22 protein-coding genes are annotated in these 22,734 nt (G+C 70.4%); 4 read left to right on the top strand and 18 right to left on the bottom strand.

The features are described 5' to 3' along the window. Nucleotides 1-112: 112 nt before the first annotated feature. On the top strand, nucleotides 113-1,087 hold the full coding sequence (locus ACFXK0_RS16295; RefSeq protein WP_379411086.1) for an NAD-dependent epimerase/dehydratase family protein: 975 nt from the start codon (nucleotides 113-115) through the stop codon (nucleotides 1,085-1,087). Between the two features lie 31 nt (nucleotides 1,088-1,118). Next, on the top strand, nucleotides 1,119-2,132 hold the full coding sequence (locus ACFXK0_RS16290; protein ID WP_379411085.1) for an Rv2578c family radical SAM protein: 1,014 nt from the start codon (nucleotides 1,119-1,121) through the stop codon (nucleotides 2,130-2,132). A gap of 14 nt (nucleotides 2,133-2,146) precedes the next feature. Here ACFXK0_RS16290 and ACFXK0_RS16285 read toward each other — a convergent pair whose 3' ends face one another. Then, entirely contained in the window at nucleotides 2,147-2,785 is a 639-nt protein-coding gene (locus ACFXK0_RS16285) for a hypothetical protein (RefSeq protein WP_379411084.1), read from the bottom strand. A 78-nt stretch (nucleotides 2,786-2,863) separates the two neighbouring features. Then, nucleotides 2,864-4,138: a histidine--tRNA ligase gene (hisS, locus tag ACFXK0_RS16280; protein ID WP_379411186.1), complete on the bottom strand. Its 1,275-nt coding sequence runs from the start codon at nucleotides 4,136-4,138 to the stop codon at nucleotides 2,864-2,866. A gap of 85 nt (nucleotides 4,139-4,223) precedes the next feature. Here hisS and ACFXK0_RS16275 point away from each other — a divergent pair, with 85 nt between their 5' ends. Next, nucleotides 4,224-5,120: a peptidylprolyl isomerase gene (locus ACFXK0_RS16275; RefSeq protein WP_379411083.1), complete on the top strand. Its 897-nt coding sequence runs from the start codon at nucleotides 4,224-4,226 to the stop codon at nucleotides 5,118-5,120. A 90-nt stretch (nucleotides 5,121-5,210) separates the two neighbouring features. Next, nucleotides 5,211-5,768 (top strand): hypothetical protein, encoded by a 558-nt coding sequence (locus ACFXK0_RS16270; protein WP_379411082.1) that lies wholly within the window; start codon nucleotides 5,211-5,213, stop codon nucleotides 5,766-5,768. A gap of 51 nt (nucleotides 5,769-5,819) precedes the next feature. On the opposite strand, the gene ACFXK0_RS16265 is transcribed toward ACFXK0_RS16270, so the two are convergent. The 16 genes from ACFXK0_RS16265 to ACFXK0_RS16190 form a co-directional block, all read right to left on the bottom strand. Then, nucleotides 5,820-6,236, bottom strand: a complete 417-nt coding sequence (locus tag ACFXK0_RS16265) for a DUF4913 domain-containing protein (protein WP_379411081.1) — start codon at nucleotides 6,234-6,236, stop codon at nucleotides 5,820-5,822. Beyond that, the gene (locus ACFXK0_RS16260; RefSeq protein WP_379411080.1) at nucleotides 6,233-8,059 is read right to left on the bottom strand and encodes a type IV secretory system conjugative DNA transfer family protein; all 1,827 of its coding nucleotides are present in this window, start codon (nucleotides 8,057-8,059) and stop codon (nucleotides 6,233-6,235) included. The genes ACFXK0_RS16265 and ACFXK0_RS16260 overlap by 4 nt, the downstream gene beginning before the upstream one ends. A gap of 34 nt (nucleotides 8,060-8,093) precedes the next feature. Next, nucleotides 8,094-8,606, bottom strand: coding sequence for a hypothetical protein (locus tag ACFXK0_RS16255; protein ID WP_379411185.1), 513 nt, complete (start codon nucleotides 8,604-8,606; stop codon nucleotides 8,094-8,096). A 68-nt stretch (nucleotides 8,607-8,674) separates the two neighbouring features. Continuing rightward, nucleotides 8,675-10,342, bottom strand: coding sequence for a peptidoglycan DD-metalloendopeptidase family protein (locus ACFXK0_RS16250; RefSeq protein WP_379411079.1), 1,668 nt, complete (start codon nucleotides 10,340-10,342; stop codon nucleotides 8,675-8,677). Between the two features lie 58 nt (nucleotides 10,343-10,400). After that, the gene (locus ACFXK0_RS16245; RefSeq protein WP_379411078.1) at nucleotides 10,401-10,709 is read right to left on the bottom strand and encodes a transposase; all 309 of its coding nucleotides are present in this window, start codon (nucleotides 10,707-10,709) and stop codon (nucleotides 10,401-10,403) included. Further along, the gene (locus tag ACFXK0_RS16240) at nucleotides 10,706-13,048 is read right to left on the bottom strand and encodes a hypothetical protein (RefSeq protein ID WP_379411077.1); all 2,343 of its coding nucleotides are present in this window, start codon (nucleotides 13,046-13,048) and stop codon (nucleotides 10,706-10,708) included. The genes ACFXK0_RS16245 and ACFXK0_RS16240 overlap by 4 nt, the downstream gene beginning before the upstream one ends. 7 nt (nucleotides 13,049-13,055) lie before the next feature. Next, complete coding sequence (locus ACFXK0_RS16235; protein WP_379411076.1) at nucleotides 13,056-14,552, bottom strand: SCO6880 family protein; 1,497 nt, start codon at nucleotides 14,550-14,552, stop codon at nucleotides 13,056-13,058. Further along, on the bottom strand, nucleotides 14,549-15,970 hold the full coding sequence (locus tag ACFXK0_RS16230; protein ID WP_379411075.1) for a hypothetical protein: 1,422 nt from the start codon (nucleotides 15,968-15,970) through the stop codon (nucleotides 14,549-14,551). The genes ACFXK0_RS16235 and ACFXK0_RS16230 overlap by 4 nt, the downstream gene beginning before the upstream one ends. An 89-nt stretch (nucleotides 15,971-16,059) precedes the next feature. Then, nucleotides 16,060-16,875, bottom strand: a complete 816-nt coding sequence (locus tag ACFXK0_RS16225; RefSeq protein WP_379411074.1) for a hypothetical protein — start codon at nucleotides 16,873-16,875, stop codon at nucleotides 16,060-16,062. After that, nucleotides 16,872-17,474: a hypothetical protein gene (locus ACFXK0_RS16220; protein ID WP_379411073.1), complete on the bottom strand. Its 603-nt coding sequence runs from the start codon at nucleotides 17,472-17,474 to the stop codon at nucleotides 16,872-16,874. Before ACFXK0_RS16220 ends, ACFXK0_RS16225 begins: the two co-directional genes overlap by 4 nt. 11 nt (nucleotides 17,475-17,485) lie before the next feature. After that, nucleotides 17,486-17,740: a hypothetical protein gene (locus ACFXK0_RS16215; RefSeq protein ID WP_379411072.1), complete on the bottom strand. Its 255-nt coding sequence runs from the start codon at nucleotides 17,738-17,740 to the stop codon at nucleotides 17,486-17,488. Beyond that, nucleotides 17,737-18,033: a hypothetical protein gene (locus ACFXK0_RS16210; RefSeq protein WP_022566424.1), complete on the bottom strand. Its 297-nt coding sequence runs from the start codon at nucleotides 18,031-18,033 to the stop codon at nucleotides 17,737-17,739. The genes ACFXK0_RS16215 and ACFXK0_RS16210 overlap by 4 nt, the downstream gene beginning before the upstream one ends. A gap of 94 nt (nucleotides 18,034-18,127) precedes the next feature. Further along, entirely contained in the window at nucleotides 18,128-18,760 is a 633-nt protein-coding gene (locus tag ACFXK0_RS16205; protein ID WP_379411071.1) for a hypothetical protein, read from the bottom strand. 8 nt (nucleotides 18,761-18,768) lie between these two features. Next, nucleotides 18,769-19,620, bottom strand: coding sequence for a MinD/ParA family protein (locus tag ACFXK0_RS16200; protein WP_379411070.1), 852 nt, complete (start codon nucleotides 19,618-19,620; stop codon nucleotides 18,769-18,771). 9 nt (nucleotides 19,621-19,629) lie between these two features. Then, entirely contained in the window at nucleotides 19,630-20,844 is a 1,215-nt protein-coding gene (locus ACFXK0_RS16195; protein ID WP_379411069.1) for a hypothetical protein, read from the bottom strand. 56 nt (nucleotides 20,845-20,900) lie between these two features. Continuing rightward, a complete protein-coding gene (locus ACFXK0_RS16190) occupies nucleotides 20,901-22,484 on the bottom strand; it encodes a cutinase family protein (RefSeq protein ID WP_379411068.1) in 1,584 nt (527 codons plus the stop codon). Nucleotides 22,485-22,734: the final 250 nt, after the last annotated feature.

Here is a 22,734-nt window from a genome sequence, read left to right as displayed (position 1 = left end):
ACAGCGCAGTGGGCCAAATATAGCCGAACACCCCGACGTGTTTCGACCCGTGTCTGCCTGGATCTATGCCATTCACTAGGAAAACTAGAACATGTTCTATATCCTCGGCCGCATGAAGGTCGCAGTGACCGGCGCAGCCGGCTACCTCGGTACCAACCTGATCCCGCAGCTCGTCGAGCGCGGCCACGACGTCGTGGCCATCGATCGCGCCGCCCCGACCACGTCCGACCCGGCCGTCACCTGGGTCGAAGGCGATGTGCTCGACCCGGCGTCGATGCGCTCGGCGCTGGCCGACGTCGAGGTGGTCTACCACCTGGTCGCGCTGATCACCCTCGCCGAGAAGAACGATCTGGCCTGGCGGGTGAACACCGAGGGCGTGCGGGTCACCGCCGAGGCGGCGCTCGAGGTCGGCGTGCGCCGGTTCGTGCACACCAGCTCCATCCACGCGTTCGACCAGTACCGCGCCGGTGGTCACATCGACGAGACCACCGGCCGCTCGGTGGATCCGGAGCTGCCGGTGTACGACCGGTCCAAGTGGGCGGGCGAGGAGAAGCTGCGCGCGGTGATCGAGCGCGGCCTGGACGCGGTGATCGTCAACCCGACCGGCGTCTACGGCCCGGTCGACTTCCCCGATCGGCTCTCGCGCCTGAACCGCACCGTCCTCGAGGCCGTGCGCGGCCGCACGCCGGTGATGATCGGCGGCGGTTTCGACCTGGTCGATGTGCGCGATGTCGGCCAGGGCCTGATCCTGGCCGGCGAGAAGGGCCGTACCGGCGAGAACTACCTGCTCGGCGGCGAGATGGTCACCCTGTTCGACCTGTGCAAGATGGCGGCGGCGCACGCCGGGGTCAAGGGCCCGCGCTTCGCCATCCCGGCCAAGGCGCTGGGCGCGCTCCTGCCGGTCCTGGAACCGATCGGCAAACGCCTGGGCTCCGACATCCTGTCCAAGGCCGCGCTGGGCGCGGTGATCTCGGCACCGATCGTCGACCACGGCAAGGCCGAACGCGAGCTCGGCTACCAGCCGCGCCCGGTCCAGCAGACCGTCGCCGACCTGGTCGACTTCCTGCGGGCCCCGCGCGCCGCTTGACACCAGTTCGAACGAATGTTCGACTCGTGGGGTGCGGTGGCAGAACCAGACCCTCGACGCCGATGACGGCGCACTGCCCGGACTGACCCGGGCGGGTCTGGTGCGCACCGTCCGCACCCCCGAGTTCGACGGCATCACCTTCCACGAGGTGCTCTGCAAGAGCGCGCTCAACAAGATGCCGGAGAACTCGGCGCTGCCGTTCCGCTGGACGATCAATCCGATGCGTGGCTGTTCGCACGCCTGCCGCTACTGCTTCGCGCGTGGCAGCCACGAATACCTCGGGCTGGACGCCGGTCGCGATTTCGACGCCGAGATCGTGGTGAAGACCAATGTCGGCGCGGTGCTGCGGCGCGAGCTCGCCCGCCGGTCCTGGCAGCGGGAGGCGGTGGCGCTGGGCACCAATACCGACCCCTATCAGCGCGCCGAGGGTCGTTATCGCCTGATGCCCGGCATCATTCGCGCGCTCACCGAGGCGCGCACGCCCTTCTCGATTCTCACCAAGGGCCCGCTGCTGCGTCGCGATCTCCCGCTGCTCACCGAGGCGGCGCGACAGGTGGAGATCAGTGTGGCGGTATCGATCGCCATCCTCGACCCGGACCTGCACCACAGCCTCGAACCCGGCACCCCCGAACCCCGTGCCCGCCTGGAGCTGGTGCGCGCCCTGGCCGAGGCCGGATTCGCAGTACACGTCATGGCCGCGCCCATCATTCCGTGCCTCACCGACAGCCGCGCGCACCTGGAAGCCCTCGTCGCCGCGATCGCCGAGGCGGGCGCCACCAGTGCCACGGCTTTCCCGATGCACCTGCGCGGCCCGACCCGCGACTGGTTCCTGAGCTGGCTCGCCGCCGAGCATCCGGCCTTGATGCGCCGCTACCGTCAGCTCTACGCCCGCGGCGGCACCGTCAGCCCCGCGTACCGCACCTGGCTGCGCGAGCGGATCGATCCGCTGCTCACCGCGTACGGCCTGCACCGCCCCCAAGGCACAACCACCCCGCGGTCGCCGACGCCGCCGGCACCGGACACCCAGCTGGCGCTGTTCGGCTGAACGACCGGACGCACTCAGCCCAGCTCGGCGACCTCGGTGTCGCTCAGCACCACCGGTGACACCGCGTCCTTGGCCCGCACCAAGCGCACCCCGCGATACAGCGGCCGTTCGGTGAGCCCGGCGTCGCGGGCCTCGGCGCGCAACTGCTGTACCAGCACTTCCGAGATCGCCACGGCCGCGGCGAGCTCACTGGCGGCCAGCGCGTCGGCGAGTTTGCGCAATCCGAGCAGGTGCAGTTCCCGGCCGCTGTCCGCGTCGGTGTACATCGCCAGCGGCACCAGTTGGGTGTCGGCGCCCGCGGTCACCCGCAGTACGATCCGGCTCAACCGGCCGGGAAAGACGAGCAGTTGCACGCCGGTCGCCGCGGCCAGGTCGATCCGGCGTTCGCCGACGAGCCGGTGCGCGTGGATCACGGTGCCGCTCAACCACATCCGCCGACGGCCGAAGGCGAACACATAGCCGATGGTCGGTACCGCGACGACCAGCCCGAGCACGAGCGCGGGCAGCCAGCTCAGCCAGATCGCCGACAGCAACGTCACCCCGACGCCGACGCCGAGCGCGGCCAGCGCGAGTTTGCGCAACATCGGCGCGAACACCTCGGGCGCGACCAGGTCGATGCCGACCGGTTCCGCGCGGCCGGAGTCCCCGTTCACTTGGTTCCCTCTCCACCGGTCAGCGGCGGGTCCGGCGCCGGCGCGGTCAGACTACCCGCGCCTGCACCGCCCCGGACTTCAGTTACCGAGTGCGGTACGCAGCACCCCGACGACCTCGCCCAGCGGCACCTGCCGCTGCTCGCCGGTCGCCATCTCCTTGACCCCGATGGTGTTCTCGGCGAGGTCGCGGTCGCCCAGCACGAGGGTGTACTTCGCGCCGGAGCGGTCGGCACCCTTCATCGCGCCCTTCATCCCGCGCCCGCCGTAGGCCAGGTCGACGCTGATGCCCGCGCCGCGCAGCGCACCGCCGAGCGCGACCATCCGCGCCTTGGCCGCGTCACCGAGCGCCACGCCGTAGACCTGACAGCGGGCCGGATCGGCCGCCGACTTGCCCTCGGCCGCCAGGGCGAGCACCGTCCGGTCCACCCCGATGCCGAACCCGATGCCCGACAGCGGCTGCCCGCCGAGCTGGGCCATCAGCCCGTCGTAGCGGCCGCCGCCACCGATGCCGGACTGCGCGCCCAGCTGATCGTGCACGAATTCGAAGGTGGTCTTGGTGTAGTAGTCCAGGCCGCGCACCATCCGCGGGTTGACCACATACGGCACGCCGAGCGCGTCGAGGTGGCCGAGGACCTGCTCGAAGTGCGCCTTCGCCGATTCCGAGAGGTGATCGATCATCAGCGGCGCGTTCGCGGTCAGCTCGCGCACCTCGGGCCGCTTGTCGTCGAGCACGCGCAGCGGATTGATCCGCGCGCGGCGCTGGGTCTCGGAGTCCAGCGGCAGCGCGAGCAGGAACTCCTGCAGCAGCTCCCGGTACTGCGGACGGCAGGTCTCGTCGCCGAGCGAGGTGATCTCCAGGCGGAACCCGTCCAGGCCGAGGCCTCGAAAACCGGCGTCGGCGATGGCGATGACCTCGGCGTCGAGCGCGGGATCGTCGACGCCGATCGCCTCGATACCGACCTGCTGCAGCTGCCGGTAGCGACCGGCCTGCGGGTTCTCGTAGCGGAAGAACGGACCGGCATAGCAAAGTTTGAGCGGCAGCTGCCCGCTCTTGTCCAGACCGTGCTGGATGACCGCCCGCATGACGCCCGCGGTGCCCTCCGGACGCAGCGTGAAGCTCTCGCCGTTACGGTCGGCGAAGGTCCACATCTCCTTGCTGACCACGTCGGTCGACTCGCCGACACCCCGCGCGAACAGCGCGGTCTGCTCGAAGACCGGCAGCTCGATGTGGCCGTACCCGGCGAGCCGGGCGGCGTGGATCAAGCCGTCACGCACGGCGACGAACTCGGCCGAGCTGGGCGGCAGGTAATCCGGTACCCCCTTCGGGGCGGTGAAGCTGCTGGTCTTGGTCACGATCATCCAGTTTTCCCCACGGGCGCCCCTCGCGTCCAACCGGTTACCCTCTAGACGAACCTGACGACACAGGAGGAACGTGGTAGTGCCGAGTAACGAACAGCGACGGGCGGCGGCCAAGCGCAAGCTGGAGCGCCAGCTGGCCCGGCGGGCCGAGCAGGAGAAGAAGCGCAAGCGCCTGACGATCGCGGGCTCGGTCCTCGGCGTCGTCGTGGTCGCGGCCGCCGCGGCCGGCGTGTACTTCCTCACCAAGGGCGGTGACGAGGACTCGACGGCCGCCGAGTCGTCCTCCACGGTGCCGACCACGCAGTTCGTCAACACCCCGCTCGACCTGCCCGGCCCGCCGCCGCCCGCCGCCAAGCCGGCCACGGTCGACTGCAGCTACCCGGCCGACACCGAGCCCGCGGCCAAACCGGTCACCCCGCCCGCGACGACCACGGTGGCCACCGACGGCCCCGAGGTCAAGGTCTCGATCGACTCCACCCAGGGCCCGATCGGACTCTCGCTCAACAGCGCGCAGGCGCCGTGCACGGTCAACTCGCTGGTGAGCCTGGCCGAGCAGGGCTACTTCGATCAGACCAGCTGCCACCGCATCGTGGCCTCCCCCGGCTTCGGCATCCTGCAGTGCGGTGACCCGACGGCCACCAGCGGGGGCGGCCCCGGTTACAGCTTCGACAACGAGTACCCCACCGACCTGTTCGCGCCGGACGACCCGGCGCTGAGCCAGCCGGTGAACTACCAGCGCGGCGTGATCGCCATGGCCAACGCCGGTACCTCGCCAGAGGGCAAGGGCACCAACGGCAGCCAGTTCTTCCTGGTCTTCGGTGACACCGAGCTGGCGCCGAACTACACCATCTTCGGCACCATCGACGAGGCCGGTCTGGCGACGCTGGACAAGGTCGCCGGCGCGGGTGTCAAGAACGGCGCGAAGGACGGCCCGCCCGCCATGCCGATCTCGTTCAACACCGTCACGGTCGGCTGAGACGCGCGGCCACCCCGGGAGGACATCCACTCGTGTCCTTCCCGGGGTAGGCTCAGATGTCCACTTCCACAGCAGCATCGGGGAGCAGTCATGGCGGAACTCGACGACATCGGCAGCGAAACGGCATCGATGATGCGCACCATGCTGCAGATGGCCACCCTGGTCGCCCTGAAGTCGCGCGAACACGGCCAGAAAGAGGCCGAGGCCCGCGCCAAGGCGGTCGAGGCGAAGATGAAGGAAGCCAAGGAACTCCAGCTGCGCGAGGCCCGCGACCTCAAGGCCAAGGACCCGCGCAATATCGAGCTCGGCCAGATGATGTCGATGGGCAACCAGGCCACCCAGCAGCGGGGGCTCAGCCTGGAAAAGGACCCGTCCTCGGTATTCGCCACCGCGTCGACGAGTGTCGCCACCCAGCAGGTCGGTTACGACACCGTCGAGCGGCGGGCCGCGATCGCCGCCCATCTGGAGCGGGCCGGGGTCGCGCCCGAACTGAGCCAGGTGCGCATGCTGGTCGAGATGGGGCAGGGCATTTCGCCCGACGACGCGATTCGCCTGCACGACGCGGCCACCCGGCACACGCCGATGCGGGCCCGCGGTCTGGAAGCGCGCGGACTCGAACGCGGGCTCGAACGCGGCATCGAACGCTGACCGGCCGCTCCCTCGATCCGCCGGGGCGGGTCGAGGGAGCGCGCCAGGTATTCACGCGCCGTGCGGATGGTCCTTGTCCCACAGGCCGTTCTCCGGCGCCGTCCACAGATTGGCGTCGGGATTCTCCAGTGGCAGCGACTTGAGCATCTCCTTGTGACCGTTGCGCACACTGCAGTACTTGAACGGTCCGCGCGGATCGAACAGCTTGGTCATATGCGGGTCCGCGTGGTCGAGGAACCACACGCTGATTCCCGGGCCGCCCTGCATCCGGTAGTGCTCCCACGCCTGCCACAACGCGTCGAGCCGCACCGCCGCCTCGGGATGACGCCACCATTCCGGGCACCACACCGTGTCGCTGATATCGGTGACTTGCCGCTGATAGAGCTCGCTCAGGTAGTTCTTCACGAACTCGGACACGTCGGCGTAGACCCGTTCCTTCTTGTTCGCGCCCGAAAATTCATTGCTCACAGCGGTGTGGCCTCCTCGATGTCACCGATTTCGTCCGGCGGTAGGGATTTCGACAGCACCGGCGACGTGCCGATCAGATCGTCGATGCGGGTCTTGCGGGTCGGATCGTTGTCCTCGATGGACCGGCGTACCTCGTCGGCGTAGTCCGACTCCCACCACGGCACCGTCCGCACGAGCACCGCGGGCTGGCCGGAGGTGAACACGACCGCACGGCCGCGCGGCAGCGTCGCCAGGCCCTGCGCAGTGAAGGTCACCGAGGAACTCAGCGAGCGGGAGTAGCTCTTGTTGTTGCCCGACTGCGACATCGACTGCGAGATCGAGTCGTACTCGCCGATCGCCTCGGATCGATCGCGCAGGAAGGCCATATCGTCGATGCCGCTGCCGAGCACCTTGATGTTGGCCGCCGACCACAACGCGCTCATACCGGCCTCGCCCCAGCAGCGTGCGCCCTGCGCCCACGACTGCAGCACGGTCATCACGACGATGCCGCGGGAACCGAAGTGGCTGTACTGCTTGGGCAGATCCTTCCAGCGCACCACGTTCGCGGCCTCGTCGAGCACCGCGAGCAGCGGCACCGGCAGCCGCCCGCCCGAGGACCGCGACGCCTTGCGCATGGCGACGTCGATGACGGCCTCGGTCAACGCGCTCACCAGCGGCGCCGCCGAACCGCGCCCCTCCAGCGACAGGCAGTACAGGGTGCCGTTGCGCTCGAGGAATTCCAGCTCGTCGAACTGATAGCGGTCGGTGTTGCCCCGCGCGATCCACGGGTGCACATTCGACAACTGCAGGCAGCGGATCATCTTCTTGGCCATGGCGAAGATGCCGCTCTTGGTCCGGTGTTCGGTGTTGTACTGCATGGCCAGACCGGAGGCGGTGAAGTCGTGCCCGGCGCCACGCAGCAGCTCGATCGGCTCGGCGTTCTGCGGGTCGGTCACCCATTCCCACACCTGGGTGATCGGCTTGCGCGCGATGGCGGCGGCCAGGAACAGCCCGGCCAGCAGGTCCTCGGCCTCGGGTTCGAAGAAGCTGTCGGCAGTGTCACCCTCGCCGCGTTCGGCATCGGCGAAATGGCCCGCCAGCCGCGCGGCGCGCATCTCACAGCCCTCCTGCCGGTGGTCGACCCAGGCCAGCGGATCCCAGAACCATTTGGCGCGCTCGCCGGCGACGCCCTGCGGGTCGAAGACGAAGGTGCGGCTGTCGCGGTCCTCGCGCACATTGCGGGTCGCGTCGACGACATCGCGCTTGTTGGAGGTGGTGATCACCGGGCCGATCGCGGCCAGGATCGCCGGGATCACCCGGGAGGTGGACTTGCCCTGGCGCGGACCCCAGATGTCGAGGTGCAGGTCCTCGTAGGAGCCGTAGAGCGGCGAACCGTCGGCCACCGCGACACCGATCGGGACGCCGGGCGCGTCACCGCCGCGCAACCGCACGCCGAGCTGGTTCGCCTTCTCCCGCACGCCCGCCTCGGTGATCGAGGAAATCGCGCTGCCGGTCCCCATGTGGTCGGCCTTGTCGTCCACCGCCAATCGGCCGATGACCGCTCGTTTGGCCAGCCGCCTGCGGATCACCACATACGCGATGAGCGAGGCGATGACCAGCAGCACGATCACCGTCGAGGCGCGCGGCCAGTGCAGTTTGCCGCGCGCCAGATCGGCGACCACGGCGATCGGGTTGATCGGAATGTCCTGCGGCACCACCGCGATCGCGTTGCCCAGGTGCAGCGCGACGGCGAGGGTGATCAGGGTCGCAAAGCCGACCACGATCAGGATCAGCGTCGTGTCCGGTCCGACCGCGGCCGGATCCGTCACCTTCTTCTTCGCCACGTGTGCCTCCTTGTGGACCTTGTCGGATGGTGGTTCAGCGGAACGCGTCCAGACGCCAGCCCTGCGGCGTGCGGACCACGGTCGCGATCACCGTGCTCGGCGGGAGCGCCACGGTGCGTCCGTCCGGGTAGACGACCGTCTGCTCGACGCCGATCTTGTACTGCGCCACCGCCGGATCCGCGCTCGCGGGTGCCTGCTCGCCCGAGGCGAAGGTGAAGGCCTCCACCCGCGCCTTCGCTTTCGCCCAGTCCGCCCACTGCAGCGACGGTTTCGGTGTATCGGTGGCTCCGGCCGAACTGTCCAGCATACGGATCATGCTGGGCCCCAGCCATTTTCGTGCACGTTGCAATGAGCTACCCGGCTGCTCGCTCACCGGGTTCCAGGTGTAGATCTCGCGCAGGGCCACCACCGCGACCCCGTCGGCGGTGGTCGGGTCGGCCGCCGCGGCCGCCTCCAGCAGCCGGGTGGTCGTGGTGACCTGGTCCGGACGCGCGGAGCCGGAGTCGCCGCCGCAGGCAGCGACCGAGCTGAGGACCGCCACGAGCATCACCGCCGGAATCGTGCGGATTCGTGTTCTGTCCCACCAGGTTATCGCCGGTGTCCGACACGGTGTGGTCACAACACCCTCCTCGCCCGCGCGTCGCCCGGTACCGCCACCTCGACGACGCCGCCGCCACCGCGGGTGCTCGCCGCCGGCGTCGCCTGGATCATCCGGCCGTTGCCCGCGTAGATCCCCACCTGCGCGGGCCCCAGCCTGCCGAAGTCACTGAACACCAGGTCACCCGCGGCGATCTTGGTGATCGGCACCTCATAGCCTGCCTCCCACTGCTGTTCGGCGGTGCGCGGCAACGTGACCGCGCCCGCCGACGCCGCGAACACCGCCGCCGAAGTCAGGCCGGGCCCGTCGAACCCGCCGCTGCTGGGCCCCTGCGCGCCGCCGCCACCCCACACGTACGGCGTACCGAGCCAGTCGTGGGCGGCCTCGACGACCTGCGCGCCACCACCACCTTCTTCGGGGGTGAACCGGCCCTGCGCGCCGGGCGCGCGGTACTGCGGTTCCATCGACAGGATGTTGGTGACGTAGGGCCGGGTCTCGGAGTAGTGCGCCGCAACCTGATTGGGCAGGCCGCCGGAGGCGAGCACCGCGCCCTCACCGGCGTTGTACCCGGCCAGGGTGAGCGCGGTCAGGTCACCGGAGACCTTGCCCTCGGCCATCCAGCCCGCGATCTTGTGCGCGATCGCGCACATGTAGCGGGCCTGGCCGATGATCGCGTCGCCGTCGTCCCACACGCTGGCCCGGCCGTTGCCGTCGGCGTCGATCACATAGGGCCTGCCGTCGTCGGGATTGATGCTCACCGCGGTACCCGGCAGGAACTGGGCCAGGCCCTGCGCCCCCGCGGGCGAGGTGAGCCCACGCCGGAATCCCGACTCCTGCTTGGCCTGCGCGGCCAGCAGCGAGGAGGAGATCTCCGGGCAGACCGTGCCCGCGCGGCGATACCAGATCTCCAGCTCGGCGGGCACTTTCCCGACCGCGAGCAGGCCACCGGCGCTGCCGAAGCCGCGCACACAGCTGGCGTCGCTGGAGAAGGCCCGCGCGCCACCGACATCCGGGGTGGGCGCGCCGTCGAGCCAGGGCATCGGGTCGATCTGGCGGCCACCGGTGAACCGGCCGCCGGGCACGATCTCGAAATGCAGGTGCGGGCCGCTGGATTCGCCCGCCGAGCCGACCATCCCGATCGGCTGACCCGCGGTCACCGTCTGCCCCGTGCGCACCTTGACGCCGCTGTCCCACATGTGGCCGTAGACCGCCGAGTAGGCGCGGCCGTTGGTGTCGACCGAGTCGACCACGATCCAGTTGCCGAATCCCGACGCGGGACCGGCGGCGACGACCCGGCCGTCGGAGACGGAGTAGATGGTGGTGCCGTCGGCGGCGGCCATATCGATGCCCTGGTGATCACCCCCGCGCGAACCGAACACATCGGAAATGGTGAAGGTGCCCACCTCGAGCGGCAGGGTCCGCCGCAGCGGGCCCACACCGGCCGCCAGCGACGGGGTCGCGGTCACCGCCGGATTCGAGGTCGGCGCGGGCGTACTCGACGCGGCGGCGCGGGGGTCACCGGACCAGTCGCCGCCGAGCTGGGGCAGGGTCGCGGCCGACGAACCGACCAGCACGTCACCGGTCTCGCAGGTCTCGTCGGCGGCGGGCAGCACGATCACCAGCACCAGCGCGACCAGCCCGACCACCGCGCCGAGCGCGGACATCACGATCGTGCGGGCGTTCACCGGGTGCCTCCTGCCGTGCCGCGCCGGGCGCCGGGATCCGGGTCCGCCGCGGCGGTGTTCACGTGCGGCGCCGGGTTTCGTTGAGGGTGTCGGCGAGTGTGCGGTTCATCTCCGCGGCCGCGGCCAGCTGCTGCTGGAGCAGGACCACCTTGCGCCGCAACGCGGTGGCGTCCATCCGCTCCAGGCTCGGGCCCTCGGCCGCGCGCACCCAGTTGCGCACCGAATTGGCGTGCACGCCGATCTGTTCGGCCACCACCCGGCAGGCCTCGGACTCGCTGCGCAGCTTGTCGGTCAGCGCGAAGACCTGCTCGACGGCGGCCTTGCGGACCTCGGGCGAGACCCGGCGATAGGACCGGTGCGGCATCATGGCTGACCCCCGTTCGCCGGCGATTCGGCCGCGGACGCGCCACGCGGGTTGTCCCCGAACTCGCTGAACCGCTGATTCGTGTCGTGGATTCCGCTTTCCTTCTCCGACACCGTGAACTCCATGTGGAAGGGAATGCCCGGCCGGCGATCCTCACCGATCTTGAGCAGGAACCGGCCGGTGCCCGGCGGTGCGGGCCGCTGCTGGCCCGGCCGCAACGCCTCGCCGGTGAGCGCCTGCGGCGCCGACCAGCCGGTGACCATCTCCTGCTCGGCGGTGGTGAACGGCACCGTGGAATCCAGCCGGGACAGTTCCTCGGCCGGCAGCGCGCCGAAGATCTTGGCGCGCGCGCGTTCCAGGAAACCGATGGCCTTGGCGATCGCGGCGTCGGAGCCCAGCGCCTGCAGGTCCTTGATGGTGTGGCTGATCATGATCAGCGCGGTGGCCAGGCCACGCTGCAGGCGGGTCAGCTCGTCGACCCGGTCGACCATGAAGTCGCCGAGGCCGAGCACCTGCCACAGCTCGTCCATCACCACCTGGAAGTAGCGCTGCGGACCGAGTTTCGCGTCGGCGAGCACGTGCGCGGCCTCGACCGAGGCGAAACCGTCGGCCCAGCAGGCCAGCATGACCGCGGCCTTGAGTTTCTTGTCGCCGGTGGGGATGTGCGAGACGTCGATACACACCGCGACCGCGCTGGTGTCGATCGGCACGGTGGTCTGCCCGTTGAAGATCGCGCCGAACGGGCCCTGGGTGAGCGCGCGCAGCGAGCGGCGCAGGTTCTTGATCGCGTGCTGGTATTCGTCCTCGTCGTCGGCGCCGGCGTCGAGCATCAGTTCCGCGCCACCGCCGATGATCACCTCGAGCAGGTTCTCCATGATCGGCGGCTTGTCCGGGGTGAATCCGCTGCCCGGCTTGTACAGGATGCGCAGCGCCGTCGCGATCAGCGTTTCCTCGAAGTCGGCGACGCGCGCGCCGCGGACCAGCTCCACCAGACCGGCGATCAGTGTGACCTGCCTGGCCCGCAGATCCTGCAGCACCTGTGTCTGCAGCGCGGGGAAGTCCGTGAGCCGCGGCACCACCGCGCCGAGCACACCCGCGGCGAGCGGATTGAGTTTGCCGTGGCCGTAACCGAGGTCGATGACCTGGCCGCCGACGAGTTCGACCATCTTGCGGTAGTCGGGTTTCACGTCGGCCAGGATCAGCGGGGTGATGCCCTGGGCGATGCCGCCCAGCACGATCCGGCGCACCAGCGAGGACTTGCCGAAACCGTTGAGGCCCAGCACGAACAGGCTCGGCGCGGTGATGAAGCTGCCGCGCATGAACCAGTTCATCGGGTCGAAGCACACGGGGGCGCCGGTGTGCAGATGCGAACCGAGCGGGGTGCCGATCAGCGGCGCGCCCGCGCCGACCGACCACGGCCACAGGCCGGCGACCTGGGCGGTGGTGGCGCGGTACTCGACCGGGCGGCCGACCACGTTCATCTTGCCGCCGCCGGGACCGGAGTAGCCACGGTCGGTCAGTTCGGCGGTGGTGCGGTCGAAGCCGTCACCCACCACGGCTTCGGTGCGGGCCTGGGCGTTGTTGCGGCGCAGGTCGTCGGTGTGCAGGCGGAAGGTGGCCCAGGCCGCGCGCAGACCCGACTGCTCGCGCTGGATCATCTCGTAGCGGGCGCGGGTGGCGTCGTCGAGCAGCGATGGGCCCTGGGATCGGCGGTCCGGCCTGCCCTTGGACTTGGCGGAGCGGCCGGTGCCCATCGCGCGGTCGGCGGCGTCGTCGGGGCGGTCGGGCCGCACGGCCTTCACCGGGCGGGCGGACTTGCCTGGCCGGGGCTTGGCGGGACGTGGCGGTTCGAGGCGGGGGCCGTGATCCTCCTCGCGCAGCCCGAGCCGGGCCAGCTCCGGGCGCGGTCCACGGGTGCGCCGCTCCCCCTGACCCGCGGCCGGACGTGGCCCGCGGGTCCGCTCGCCGCGCGTGCGGCCGGTGTTCTCGCCGCGCGGATCCTGGCGTGGTGCGCGAGCGTCCTCGCCACGGCGCGGGTCCTCCGCGCGCGACCGGTTCTCCGGTGCCGGGCGGCGTGGCTGCGCGCCCCGCGCACGCGAACGGTCGTCCTCGCGGGAGCGGCGTTCGCCCTGTCCGCGCTCCTCGCTCGCGCGGGAGTCCCGTGCCGCGGTGTCCTCGGCACGGGTGGTGCGCTCGTCGAGGCCGAGCACGTCCTCGCTCACGCGCGGGTTGCTCCCCGCGGGCCGCGGCTCGCGTTCGCCGCGGATCCGCGGCGGCCGGTGCACCGGCCGCAACGCGATGTCGTCGCGGTCGCGCACCGGAGGTTCGTAGTCGCGTCCCATGATCGCCTCACCCCGCCAATGCCTTCGGAATGGTCGCGTGCTCCGGCAGGATCACACCGCATCCGAGCGAGGCCGCGAAGGCGGCGGCCTGGTATCGGTAGCAGCGGCGGATCTTGAGCCGGGCCTGCGTCGAGAGGTCGCGGGTGATGGCCTCGATGCGCGGGAGATCGCCACGGAGCGGCTCGGTGATCGTCACCAGCGCGCCGAAGCGGGTCACACCGTGCCCGCGGGCCTGTTCCTCACGAGCCTGCTGGGTCGCACCGACCCGCAGTGTCGCGGCCGCCGAGACGACACCGCGTTCACTCTGCTGCGCCACGAGCGCGTTCTTGAAGTCGTCGTCGACGATCTCGGCGGCGTCGGCGGCCGAGTGCGGCCGGTAGACGATCGCGATGCGCTTGCGTGGCACTTCGGGATTGGGCGCGAGCAGTCGCTGCAGCACCCGCTCGTCGACCGCGCCCTCGGGTGCGGCGTCCATCTCCCAGGTGACCGAGCGGCCACCGTCGTGGATCAGGTGATCCCACTTCTCGTCGTGCGAGACCGGGCCCGCGTCGTCCCAGCCGAGGCCGTGCCCGCCCGGATCGGCGGCGGCGACCTCGAGATCGGCTTGGGCGGCCGGGTCGTAGCTGCGGCGGATGAAGGAAATGACCTCCTCGGCCGACATCGGCTGCGCCCGCACGCCCGCCTCGGCCAGCGCCGCGCAGATGCCGGGCAGCCTGCGCCCGATCTCCACCGCCTCCTCGGCCGGGTTCTTGCGCCGCTCGGCGGTGGTGGCCTTGAAGGTGATCGCCACCCGCGGCAGCAATTGCACGCGCTCCTGCGGCAATTCGGTGGCCAGCTCGTACATCACCTGCTGGGCCAGCTCGGGCGCTTCCGGGCGGGTGATCGTGGAGACCTCGTTGAGCAGCCGGTTACCGGTCTCGGGCACGGTGTCGATCACCGGCACCACCGCGACGATGTCGGAAGTCTGGCCGACCGAGGCGAGGAAGGTGCCCCAGGCCGCCACCCAGCGGTCGATCACCGGCTGGTCCACCGCCTCGTGGCCCTGCGGCCAGGCCCGCAGCACCACGGTGTACTGCGCGAACGCGGGCAGGTGGATCATCCCGAAGTGGTAGCCACCGGCGTCGATGCCCTCGTAGAGCTTCGAGGGGGCGAGCAGCCCCGGCAGTTTCGTGACACCGCCGGGGATCCGGGAGAACCGGCCGCCGCGGTACACGTGCTCGCCGTTGCGGCGCGAGCGCATCCAGTTGAACATCATCAGTCCCGTCTCGTAGCCCGAGCGGCCCCCCGTCCGCCACACCAGCGGCACCATCACCAGCGCGCCGAGGCCGCCGACGATGAAGCCCCATTTGAATCCGCCGACCATGGCGCAGATCAGTGCCGTGATCACCACGACGAAACCGATCACGGTCTCTTCCCAGCGCAGGCCGAAAAGGCCGGCGCTGCGCGGTTTCTGCCACAGCCCGTAGGAACGGCGCTCGTAGGTGTCGGTCACCGAGGTCGTCATCGCGGAATCGTGCTCCTGCCGAGGTCGGGTGAACGATTCGCCCAGCGGTCACCGGCGAGGTCACCGGCCGCCTGATCCGCGCGGGCCGTGCCACCGGCCGTCGCGCGCGCGGCCGCCACGCCGCGGGCCGCGCCCGAGGGCACCGCTCCCGATGCCGCCGGCGTGGCCGCCGCACCACCGCCTCCGCCACCACCGCGCGGGGGTGGGGTGGGTCGGGGTGCGCCACCGGCCGCGCCCGCCGCGCCACCGGGCCGGGATCCGCCCCCGCCACTGCCGAAGTAGCCGGCCGAACCGGGCGCCGCGGCGGGCCGGGAGGCGACCGCCTTGGTGCCGATCGCGCCGAGCGCCATCGCGCCGACCGCCGTGCCACCGGCCACCATCAGACCGGAACCACCGGTGCCGACCGTGGCGACCGCGGGCGCCACCAGGCGCATCAGCGCGGGCAGCACGAACGCGACACTGCACAGCAGCACCAGCGCGACCAGCATCCGCTGCGCGTCCTCGCCGCTGGGCAGCCCACCCGAGGAGGTGGTCTCGTCGGCGTGGCCCGCGGTCGTGAACGCGATCATGTAGACGATCGCCGCGACCGGTTTGAACAGCATGAACGCGATGATCCAGCCGATCAGTTTCTGATACGACTGCTTCCCGGTGCCGGTCGCCGAGGCCGCCGCCGCCAGCGGCAGCACACCGGCGGCGACCACCAGCAGACCCTGCCGCACGATGGCGAGCACGATCTGGGCGAGCGCGCCGAGCAGGCCGACAATGGCGATGATCAGCACCAGACCGGGCGAAAATGCTTGCAGCTTGCTGGTTTTCACCATCAGCTCGGCCATGTTCTTGGCATTGCCGCCGGTGGAGTCGGTGATGATCCACTCGGAGAACTTGTCCGAGGCCCGCGTCCCGGCGACGATCACCGCCCCGAGCATCCACGAACTGAACACCACCCGGGCGAAGAGCCGGAAGGATTCGGCGGCCTCGCTGACCGCCGCGCCGCGTCTGGCCTCGGCCAAGCGGCCGCCGGTGATGATCACCGAGGCGATCAACAGCAATATCTGGATCTGATAGGTGTAGTCGTTGATCTTGGTGAACAGGGCGCCGGAATCGCTCACCGCCTCGTTGGGCACCTTCATCCAGAAGGTCAGCGCGAGAATCAGCGCCTCACCGAGGCCCTTCATCAGCGAGTCGACCACCTTGCCGAAGGTGGAGTCCCACGCCTTGTCCTTGACCGCGTCCGCCGCCTGGCCCGGATGCGAGGCGGCATTGCCGGCCTTGCAGACCGCCGAGGCGGCATCACCGAGCGAGATCCCCGGGATGGCGACGCTGTCGAGGGTGTCGTGCAATTCGTTGCACGCCTGGTCGAATCCGTAGTCCTCGCCCATCGCGACCGTCGGCGTCGCGATCATCACGGTGAAGACCACCGCGAGAATTGTGAAGATCCGCCTCAGCATTGTTGGCACCCCTCGATGGTCCGCAGGGAATCGATCCGGACTGTGCTGCACATCGATGCTCACCATGTCGTCCACCCCGCCAGCGATTCCACATATTCGGTCTGGGTGTTGGTCGTGGTCGACGGCTTGAGCCGCCAGTCCCCCTCGTCCCACACCACGATCATTCGCATGGCCGCGTAGAGCTGCTTGCCGTCGAGCACCGGGCCGCGCGAGGCCAGCCGCACGATCGCCATGTCGTCGGCATAGTCGTCGATCTTGAACGCGTCCGGAGCCACGAAGTACCGGGTCACCGTCTCCGGCTGCTGTTTCGGCAACCGGGAACTCGACAGCGCGCTGTCGTAGGCCGCCAGTTGCGCCGTGCTCACCCGCACCTGCTCGACGTAGAGCTCCCGGTCGGCGGGCCGGGCGTTGAGCCGGTAGGTGATCTGCGCGGCGGCCAGCGCGGCACCCTGCGGGGTCCGCGCGTAGCCGACGGCCAGCCCGTTCTCGATCCGGGTCGGCCCGTCGGAAGTGGAGAACGGCACCGACGCGCCGAAGACACGCTGCCAGCCGTGCGGTTTCTTGGTGCCCTCCGGCGCGGCGGTCAGCCAGTCCGGATCCGCCGGTGTACGTTGCGTTCCCGGCACCTGCGCCAGCGGCTGACCCGCCGGGTTGTTCGGAATGTCGACGCGCCTGCCCAGCAGATCGACATCCGGCTCGGCGAACCCGGTGCCACCGGCGGCCTGCGGAGGCGCCACGACGGGCTCGCTGTCTTCGTCGCCGCCACTGGAGAAGTACACCAGCGCGCCGACGACGAGGATCAGCGCGAGCAGCGCACCGGAAGCGATCATGCCGAAGGACGAGCGCTCGCGCGTGCCCGGCTCCTTCTCGCTCACTGCGGTGCCTCCAAAATCACGATGTCGGGGGGTAATTCGTCGACGGCGTCGACGGGCCGGTCGGTGGACAGCGGGTCGGGTAACCGCAGTCGCCAGTCTCCGCGATACCAGTCCACCGTGGTGTGATTCACCGCCCGTGACCTGTCGGAGTACTCGGTGTAGATCTCGACGCGGGACCGCTCGTCACCGTATTCGGCGATTTTGTAACCCAACAATCTCGGCGCGTACTCGGGCGCGGCGGGCCCGGTGATCGACAGCTGGACCCGGTTGATCGCCCATTCGTCGCGTGCCGGTCCGGGGACCAGCTCGCGATCGGCCACGCTCGCCCATTCGGAGTCGGGCGCCACCGACAACCGGATGGTGTGGGTCAGCGCCGCGAGCCCGGCCCCGCGCGGAGAATGCTCGAAACCCGTCGCGGCGCCCGCGGTCACCGAGCGCGGGCCCTGCTCGGCGTGCGGCAGCGCGATTCCCTGATAGCCCTGCCAGCGCACCCCGGTCGGGGCGGCGGACAGGCCGGGGCCCGCATCGGTGTCGTCATCGTGGCCGCAGCCCACGGCCGCGGCCAGAACTGCGATGCCGACCGCGACCGGCCGTGTCATAACACTCCCCCTCACGCCGGCAGGAACGCCAGCGCGATCGCGGACGCGGTGCTGGCCACCGCGGCTCCGAGCAGACTCATCAGCACGCCGTGTGAGGCGTCGTTGACGGCCAGGTCACTGCGGAAGGCGATCCACAGCCGACCCGCCGACAAGATCATCCAGGCCAGGCAGGAGAGCAGGACGAACCAGAGCAGCCAGTTGAGCAGCTGGGTCATCGGCGCCAGGACATCGGCCGGGATCTGTTTGTAGGCGAACACAGTGATCACGTACCGATGACCGCGTTCATGATCGTGCCCGCGCTGGTCGCGACCACGCCACCGATCATGGCGCCGGCCACCATCTTCGGCGACTCGAGGCCACCGCCGGTCCAGCGCTCCCAGGCGAACTTGCCGCCCGCGTAGGTGATACCGCAGATACCCGACAGCAGCACGAACCAGGTCAGATAGCGGACCAGCTGCAGGATCTTCTCCGACCCGGGAGGAGCTTCCGGTGTCGGATTACCCACCTGGGCCAGGACAGTGCCGTACGTGTCCTGCACGGCGAGGAGGATCATGCTCATCGGGTGCCTTTCTCCCACTGTAAAGGTGTTGTGCCACAAACACTTCGACGCCGACACACGTTTGTACACCACCGGCGGCCCGACCGCCCGGCGTTCACGGTCGAGCCTCCCCTGCTCCGGGCGTGCCGATACAGGTCCGGATCGCGGCGACCAGATCGACACCCAGTTCACCGATTTCGACCGGTACTTCGTCGAGCGGATCCATCCGGCGCTTCCGCATCGCCACGGGGTCACCCGGCGACCACACCGGCAGCGCCTCGGACTCGACCAGGGTCCATTCCTCGAACCACGGCACCTGCCAGACGCGCCCGGCCAGCGAACCGACCACGTCGCGATAGCGGCGGATCTCCGGCGGCACCCGCCCCGGCCGCGCGGCCACGGTGATCAGGCCGAGCACCAGCGACGGACCGGCCAGGTTCGCGTGGTGCTGGCGCAGCAGATCGTGCGCGCGGGTCAACCCCGAGATGGTCTCGCGCGCAACGAGGACGACGTAGGGCGATTCCCGCTCGAACCCGCCCGGCCACTGCCCACGGGCGTCGGCGGCGGGCGCGAGCACGTGCGCGAGGGTGGTGGCACCCGAGCCACCGTGCACGCCGAGCAGCCACACCAGGGGCGCGCGGCCCACCCCGGGCACCGGGCGGTCCCAGATCGGCGCGCGCAGCGATTCGGCCGGCGCGACGACACCGATCCCGGGGGACGCCGGTTCACGACGACGACGAAGATTCATAGCGGCCGTCATGATGCCACCCCCGCGAGCAAGCTCCCATACGCTGCGCGGGTCGTCTCGGCCAGCTCAGCGTGGCGAACCAGCTCCCCGCGCGCCAGATGCGGGTCGTAGGGGATCTCCACGACCTCGCGGACCCAGCCCGACAGATGCTCGCGCAAATGCTCGGCAACGCGCGAGTCGTCCTGTGAATACTGGTGCGAGACAACGATGGTCGTATCGGCCACCACCCCGGCACCGTCGTCGCCGTAGTGGTCGTCGAGCCATTCCAGGGTCACCCGCAGCCGGTTCGCGGCGTCGACGCGCGCCGGAATCGCCAGTACCAGGGCGATATCGGCGTCGTCGAGCAGGGGACGCAGTTGCCGACCGGCAATCGGGTTGCCGCCGTCGTACACCGCGGTGTACCCGCCGGTGTCGATGGCACGCGCGACAGTGAGATATGTCGCGCGCCTGCGCAGCGGCGTCGCGTCCCGCCACAGCAGTCCGAAGCCGGAGGTCGAACGCGACAGGCAGTCCTCGAGCGGGGCCGGTTCGTCACCGCCGCGGCCGTAGACCCAGGACTGCAGGTTCACCGGATGCAGGTGCTTGTCGGCGCCGCGCAGGGCCAGATCGCTGCCCGCGGCGGTCGCGTCGACCGCCACCGTCGCCCCGCTCCCAGCCAGTTCGGCGGCCAGGCCCAGGGTCGTGGTCGTGGTGCCCGCGCCGCCGCAACCGCCGACCACCAGGATCGGCCTGCGGGTGCCCTCGGACCGGTCACCGGTCTTGCGCCGCAACCGCACCACCGGAGCCGGATCACGCGCCGCATCGCCCGACGGCTCCCCCTCGGGGGCTTCGTCGAGCCATCGGCTCCAGTCGTCTGTCATCGCCTCTCCTTACCCTGCCGCGATGCCCGTGATGAGCGTGCGCTCGCCGACCAGCGCGGTTCGCACCGACTGCTTGGTGTAGGTGGCCGGGGCGCCCGCGGGACGGAACTCGGTGACCTCCACGGTGTACCGGTCGTCGGCGACCGTGGTGATCCGCACGCAGTGGGTGGTGCCCACCGGGATGGAGTCGATGCCGCGCTGGATCACGGCCGCGGGCGCGACCTCGGCATCGGGGGTGACCACTGCTCTGGCCTGCTCCCCCGATCGGGTCACGTAGTAGGCGTACTGAAAGGCGAGCACGGCGTCGGGGCCGGAGCCGGTACCGCCGGCCTCGGCGCTGCGCACGACGCTGCCGGTGCGTTCGGTCGGGCACTCGCCCGTCGCGGTCTCGGCGGTGAGGTTTCCCGCCGTGAAGTGCAGCGGTGGCGCGGCATGCTTGGCGGTGTCGCCGGGCCCGCGCCCGAACAGCAGGAACAGCACCCCGGTGGCGGCGAGCACGAGCACCAGCACGGAGACGGCGAGGACGAGCCAGGAGCGGTTGCGCGCGCGGGTGGCGCGCAGCGCGCCCGATGGGGCGAGGACATGGGCTTCGTCGTATTCGTCGGCGGCGGCCTCGGGCCAGGGGAACTGGACGAGCTGGGCGTCGTAGTCGTCCTCGGGGCCGGGTGCGGCGACCCAGTCCGACCAGCCGCCGGTGTATTCGCTGCGCCGGGCGGCCAGTTCGGCCGGCGGGGGCGGGGCGGGCTCGTACGGGTCGTCGTCCACGTCGTCGTATTCCCGGGTACGGAAGTCCTTTTCCGGATAGCCCTGGGTACGGAAGTCCCGTTCCGGGTAGCCCACGGTGCGGCCGGGCTCCGGGTCGGTGTGGGCGGGGTCCAGGGTCGGATAGTTCCCGGCGGTACGGTCGGGCACCAGGTGGTCCACGACGACGTCCGGCACAACGGGCTTCGCGGCCTCGAATGGCGCGAGATCCATGACGGCGGCGTCCGGGATCGAGGCGGGCGCGGTGTCCAGGTGGCTGGCGTCGGTGTGCGGTGGCGTGCGGTCCTCGTGCGCGACCTGGTCGGCGGACGGGGTGCGCTCGGGGTGCTGCGAATATCGCGCGGGACCGTCGTCGGCCTCGGCCGCCGGCTCGGCGGTGTCCGGGCGCGCGGGGTCGGCTGTGCCGGATTCGGGCTCCAGCGCCGAATACCAGCGCGACAGTTCGTTGTACGACTTCAACATTCACCCCTTTCCGCGTCGCCGGGCACATGGATTCGCATCGAAGAACCTCTCGGTGATCAGTTCACAGAGAACGGACGGGTAGTCGTGGGTGCAGTCGTTGCGGGTGACGCGGCAGGCGGAATCGACGCGCCGCCGGATGAGGCGCCATCGGCTCCTGTCCCGAACGGAAATTGTCCCCCACCCGGCGGTCTGGTTGTCGTAGACGCGCCGGTCGGGCTGCTGAAAATTCCCGGCGCGCCGCGGTCGGAGCCACCGGCCGGAATCGCGCCGTGGCCTGCGGCGCCCGCCACATCGCGGGCCGCGGCGGCGAACCAGTCGGCCACGTACTGCGTCGGCGACGCGCCGTCGGCGCGAACGCCCATGCGCGAGTAGCCGTCATGGCGCTGCATCGTGTTCCAGTAGCGCACCCAGGTGGTCACGTCGAGCAGTTCCTGGTTGTCGGTGACATTGCGCTGCACCTCGGTGAACGCCTCGCTGACCAGCCGCACGCCGGTGGTCGGCGGCACCAGTTCCGGCACCGCGCCGGCCAGTTTCGTGCCGAGCAGGGTCAGCCCGACCAGCGGGTTCGACAGGCCCGCGGTGCTCAGTTCGGCGATATTCGCCGGGGTGAGCACCGTTTTCACGGCCGTGACCACCGCGTTGAGCCCGATCATGCCGACCTTCAGCAGCGCCTGGTACGACGCGTTCAGATCCAGCGTGCTGCGGGGGTCGGCGGCGTCGGCGATGCGCTGGGAGATCGACTTCTGCGGCGCCAGCGACACATCGGCGAGCGTGCTGCCGGTGAGATCGGCGTTCACCACCGTGGTCGCGGTCTTGATCGAGGTGTAGGCCAGCGCCTCGGCGATCGAGACCAGCGACCCGATCGGGTCGCCGCCGGACAGCTTCACCTGGCTGACCAGATTGGTGACCGCACGCACCAGCGGCGCGCCCTGCGGGGCATCGCACGCCAGATCACCGGTCGCGCAGAAACTCGCGACGCGCCCGGTCAACTGCCCGAAATCAGTGGTCTGGTCGGCGGCCGGGCCCAGCCCACCGCCGGGGGCCGAACCCTGGCGGACCTCGCCGAGCGCGGCCAGCGCGGCACCGGAGGTACCCGGCGCCGCGGCCGGCACCGTGAGCCCGGGCGCGCCGGGGAACAGCGGGGCGTTCTCGGCGCGGGTGGGGTCGGCGAACAGCGCGACGGCGGCGACCTTCTCGGCGGGCAGTGCACCGGTGCCCGCGCCGACCTCCTGGGCGAACAGCGAGGCGACATGGGCGCCTTGCGAATACCCGGCCACCGCGATCCGCGTGTCGGGGCAGCGCTGGGTCACCTGGGTCGCCATGTCGCGCAGCCGCCGCAGGCCACCGTCGACCGATTCGGTGTAGGGCACCGCGCCGCCCGGTACGGCGCCGCCGAAACCTGCCTCGTACGGCACGTAGGCCCGGCCGAGGAGACCGGTGTCGGCGGAGTGGGCCAGCAGCGGCCGGAAGACCGTGGACAGCATGCCGGTGTCGGTACTGGGCGCGGCGTCCGGTGACGATTCCCCGGTGCCCTGAATCCCCAAGGCGTACAGTGCCGGACACGCATCGATGGACACCTGGGTGGACGGCGCCGCCGGAGTGCTCTCCTGCGCGGCGGCCGCGCCTGTCGATGCCGTCACCGAAGCGACGGTGAACGCGATCATCGTCACCGTGAGTCGTGTCGTGCACCGAGCCATATCGATCCGCATCACAGTCCGTTTCGGCTGACCAGTGGAGCGTTGAAACGCACTAAACCGTAACAGATTCCGGTCAACCCAACCGCTGCCCAAACGGGCCCTTTCACTGCCCCAGCAAACACCGCGAGCGCCAGCTAATCTCTGGCGAAGTGCCGGGGTGTCCGGGACACGAAGCGGCCCGGGCACCTTCGCT

Source organism: Nocardia sp. NPDC059177, assembly GCF_042755165.1.
In the GTDB taxonomy this organism is placed as follows: Bacteria; Actinomycetota; Actinomycetes; order Mycobacteriales; family Mycobacteriaceae; genus Nocardia.
The sequence above is the reverse complement of the archived record's forward strand: the minus strand, read 5'-3'. Positions and strand labels throughout refer to the sequence as shown.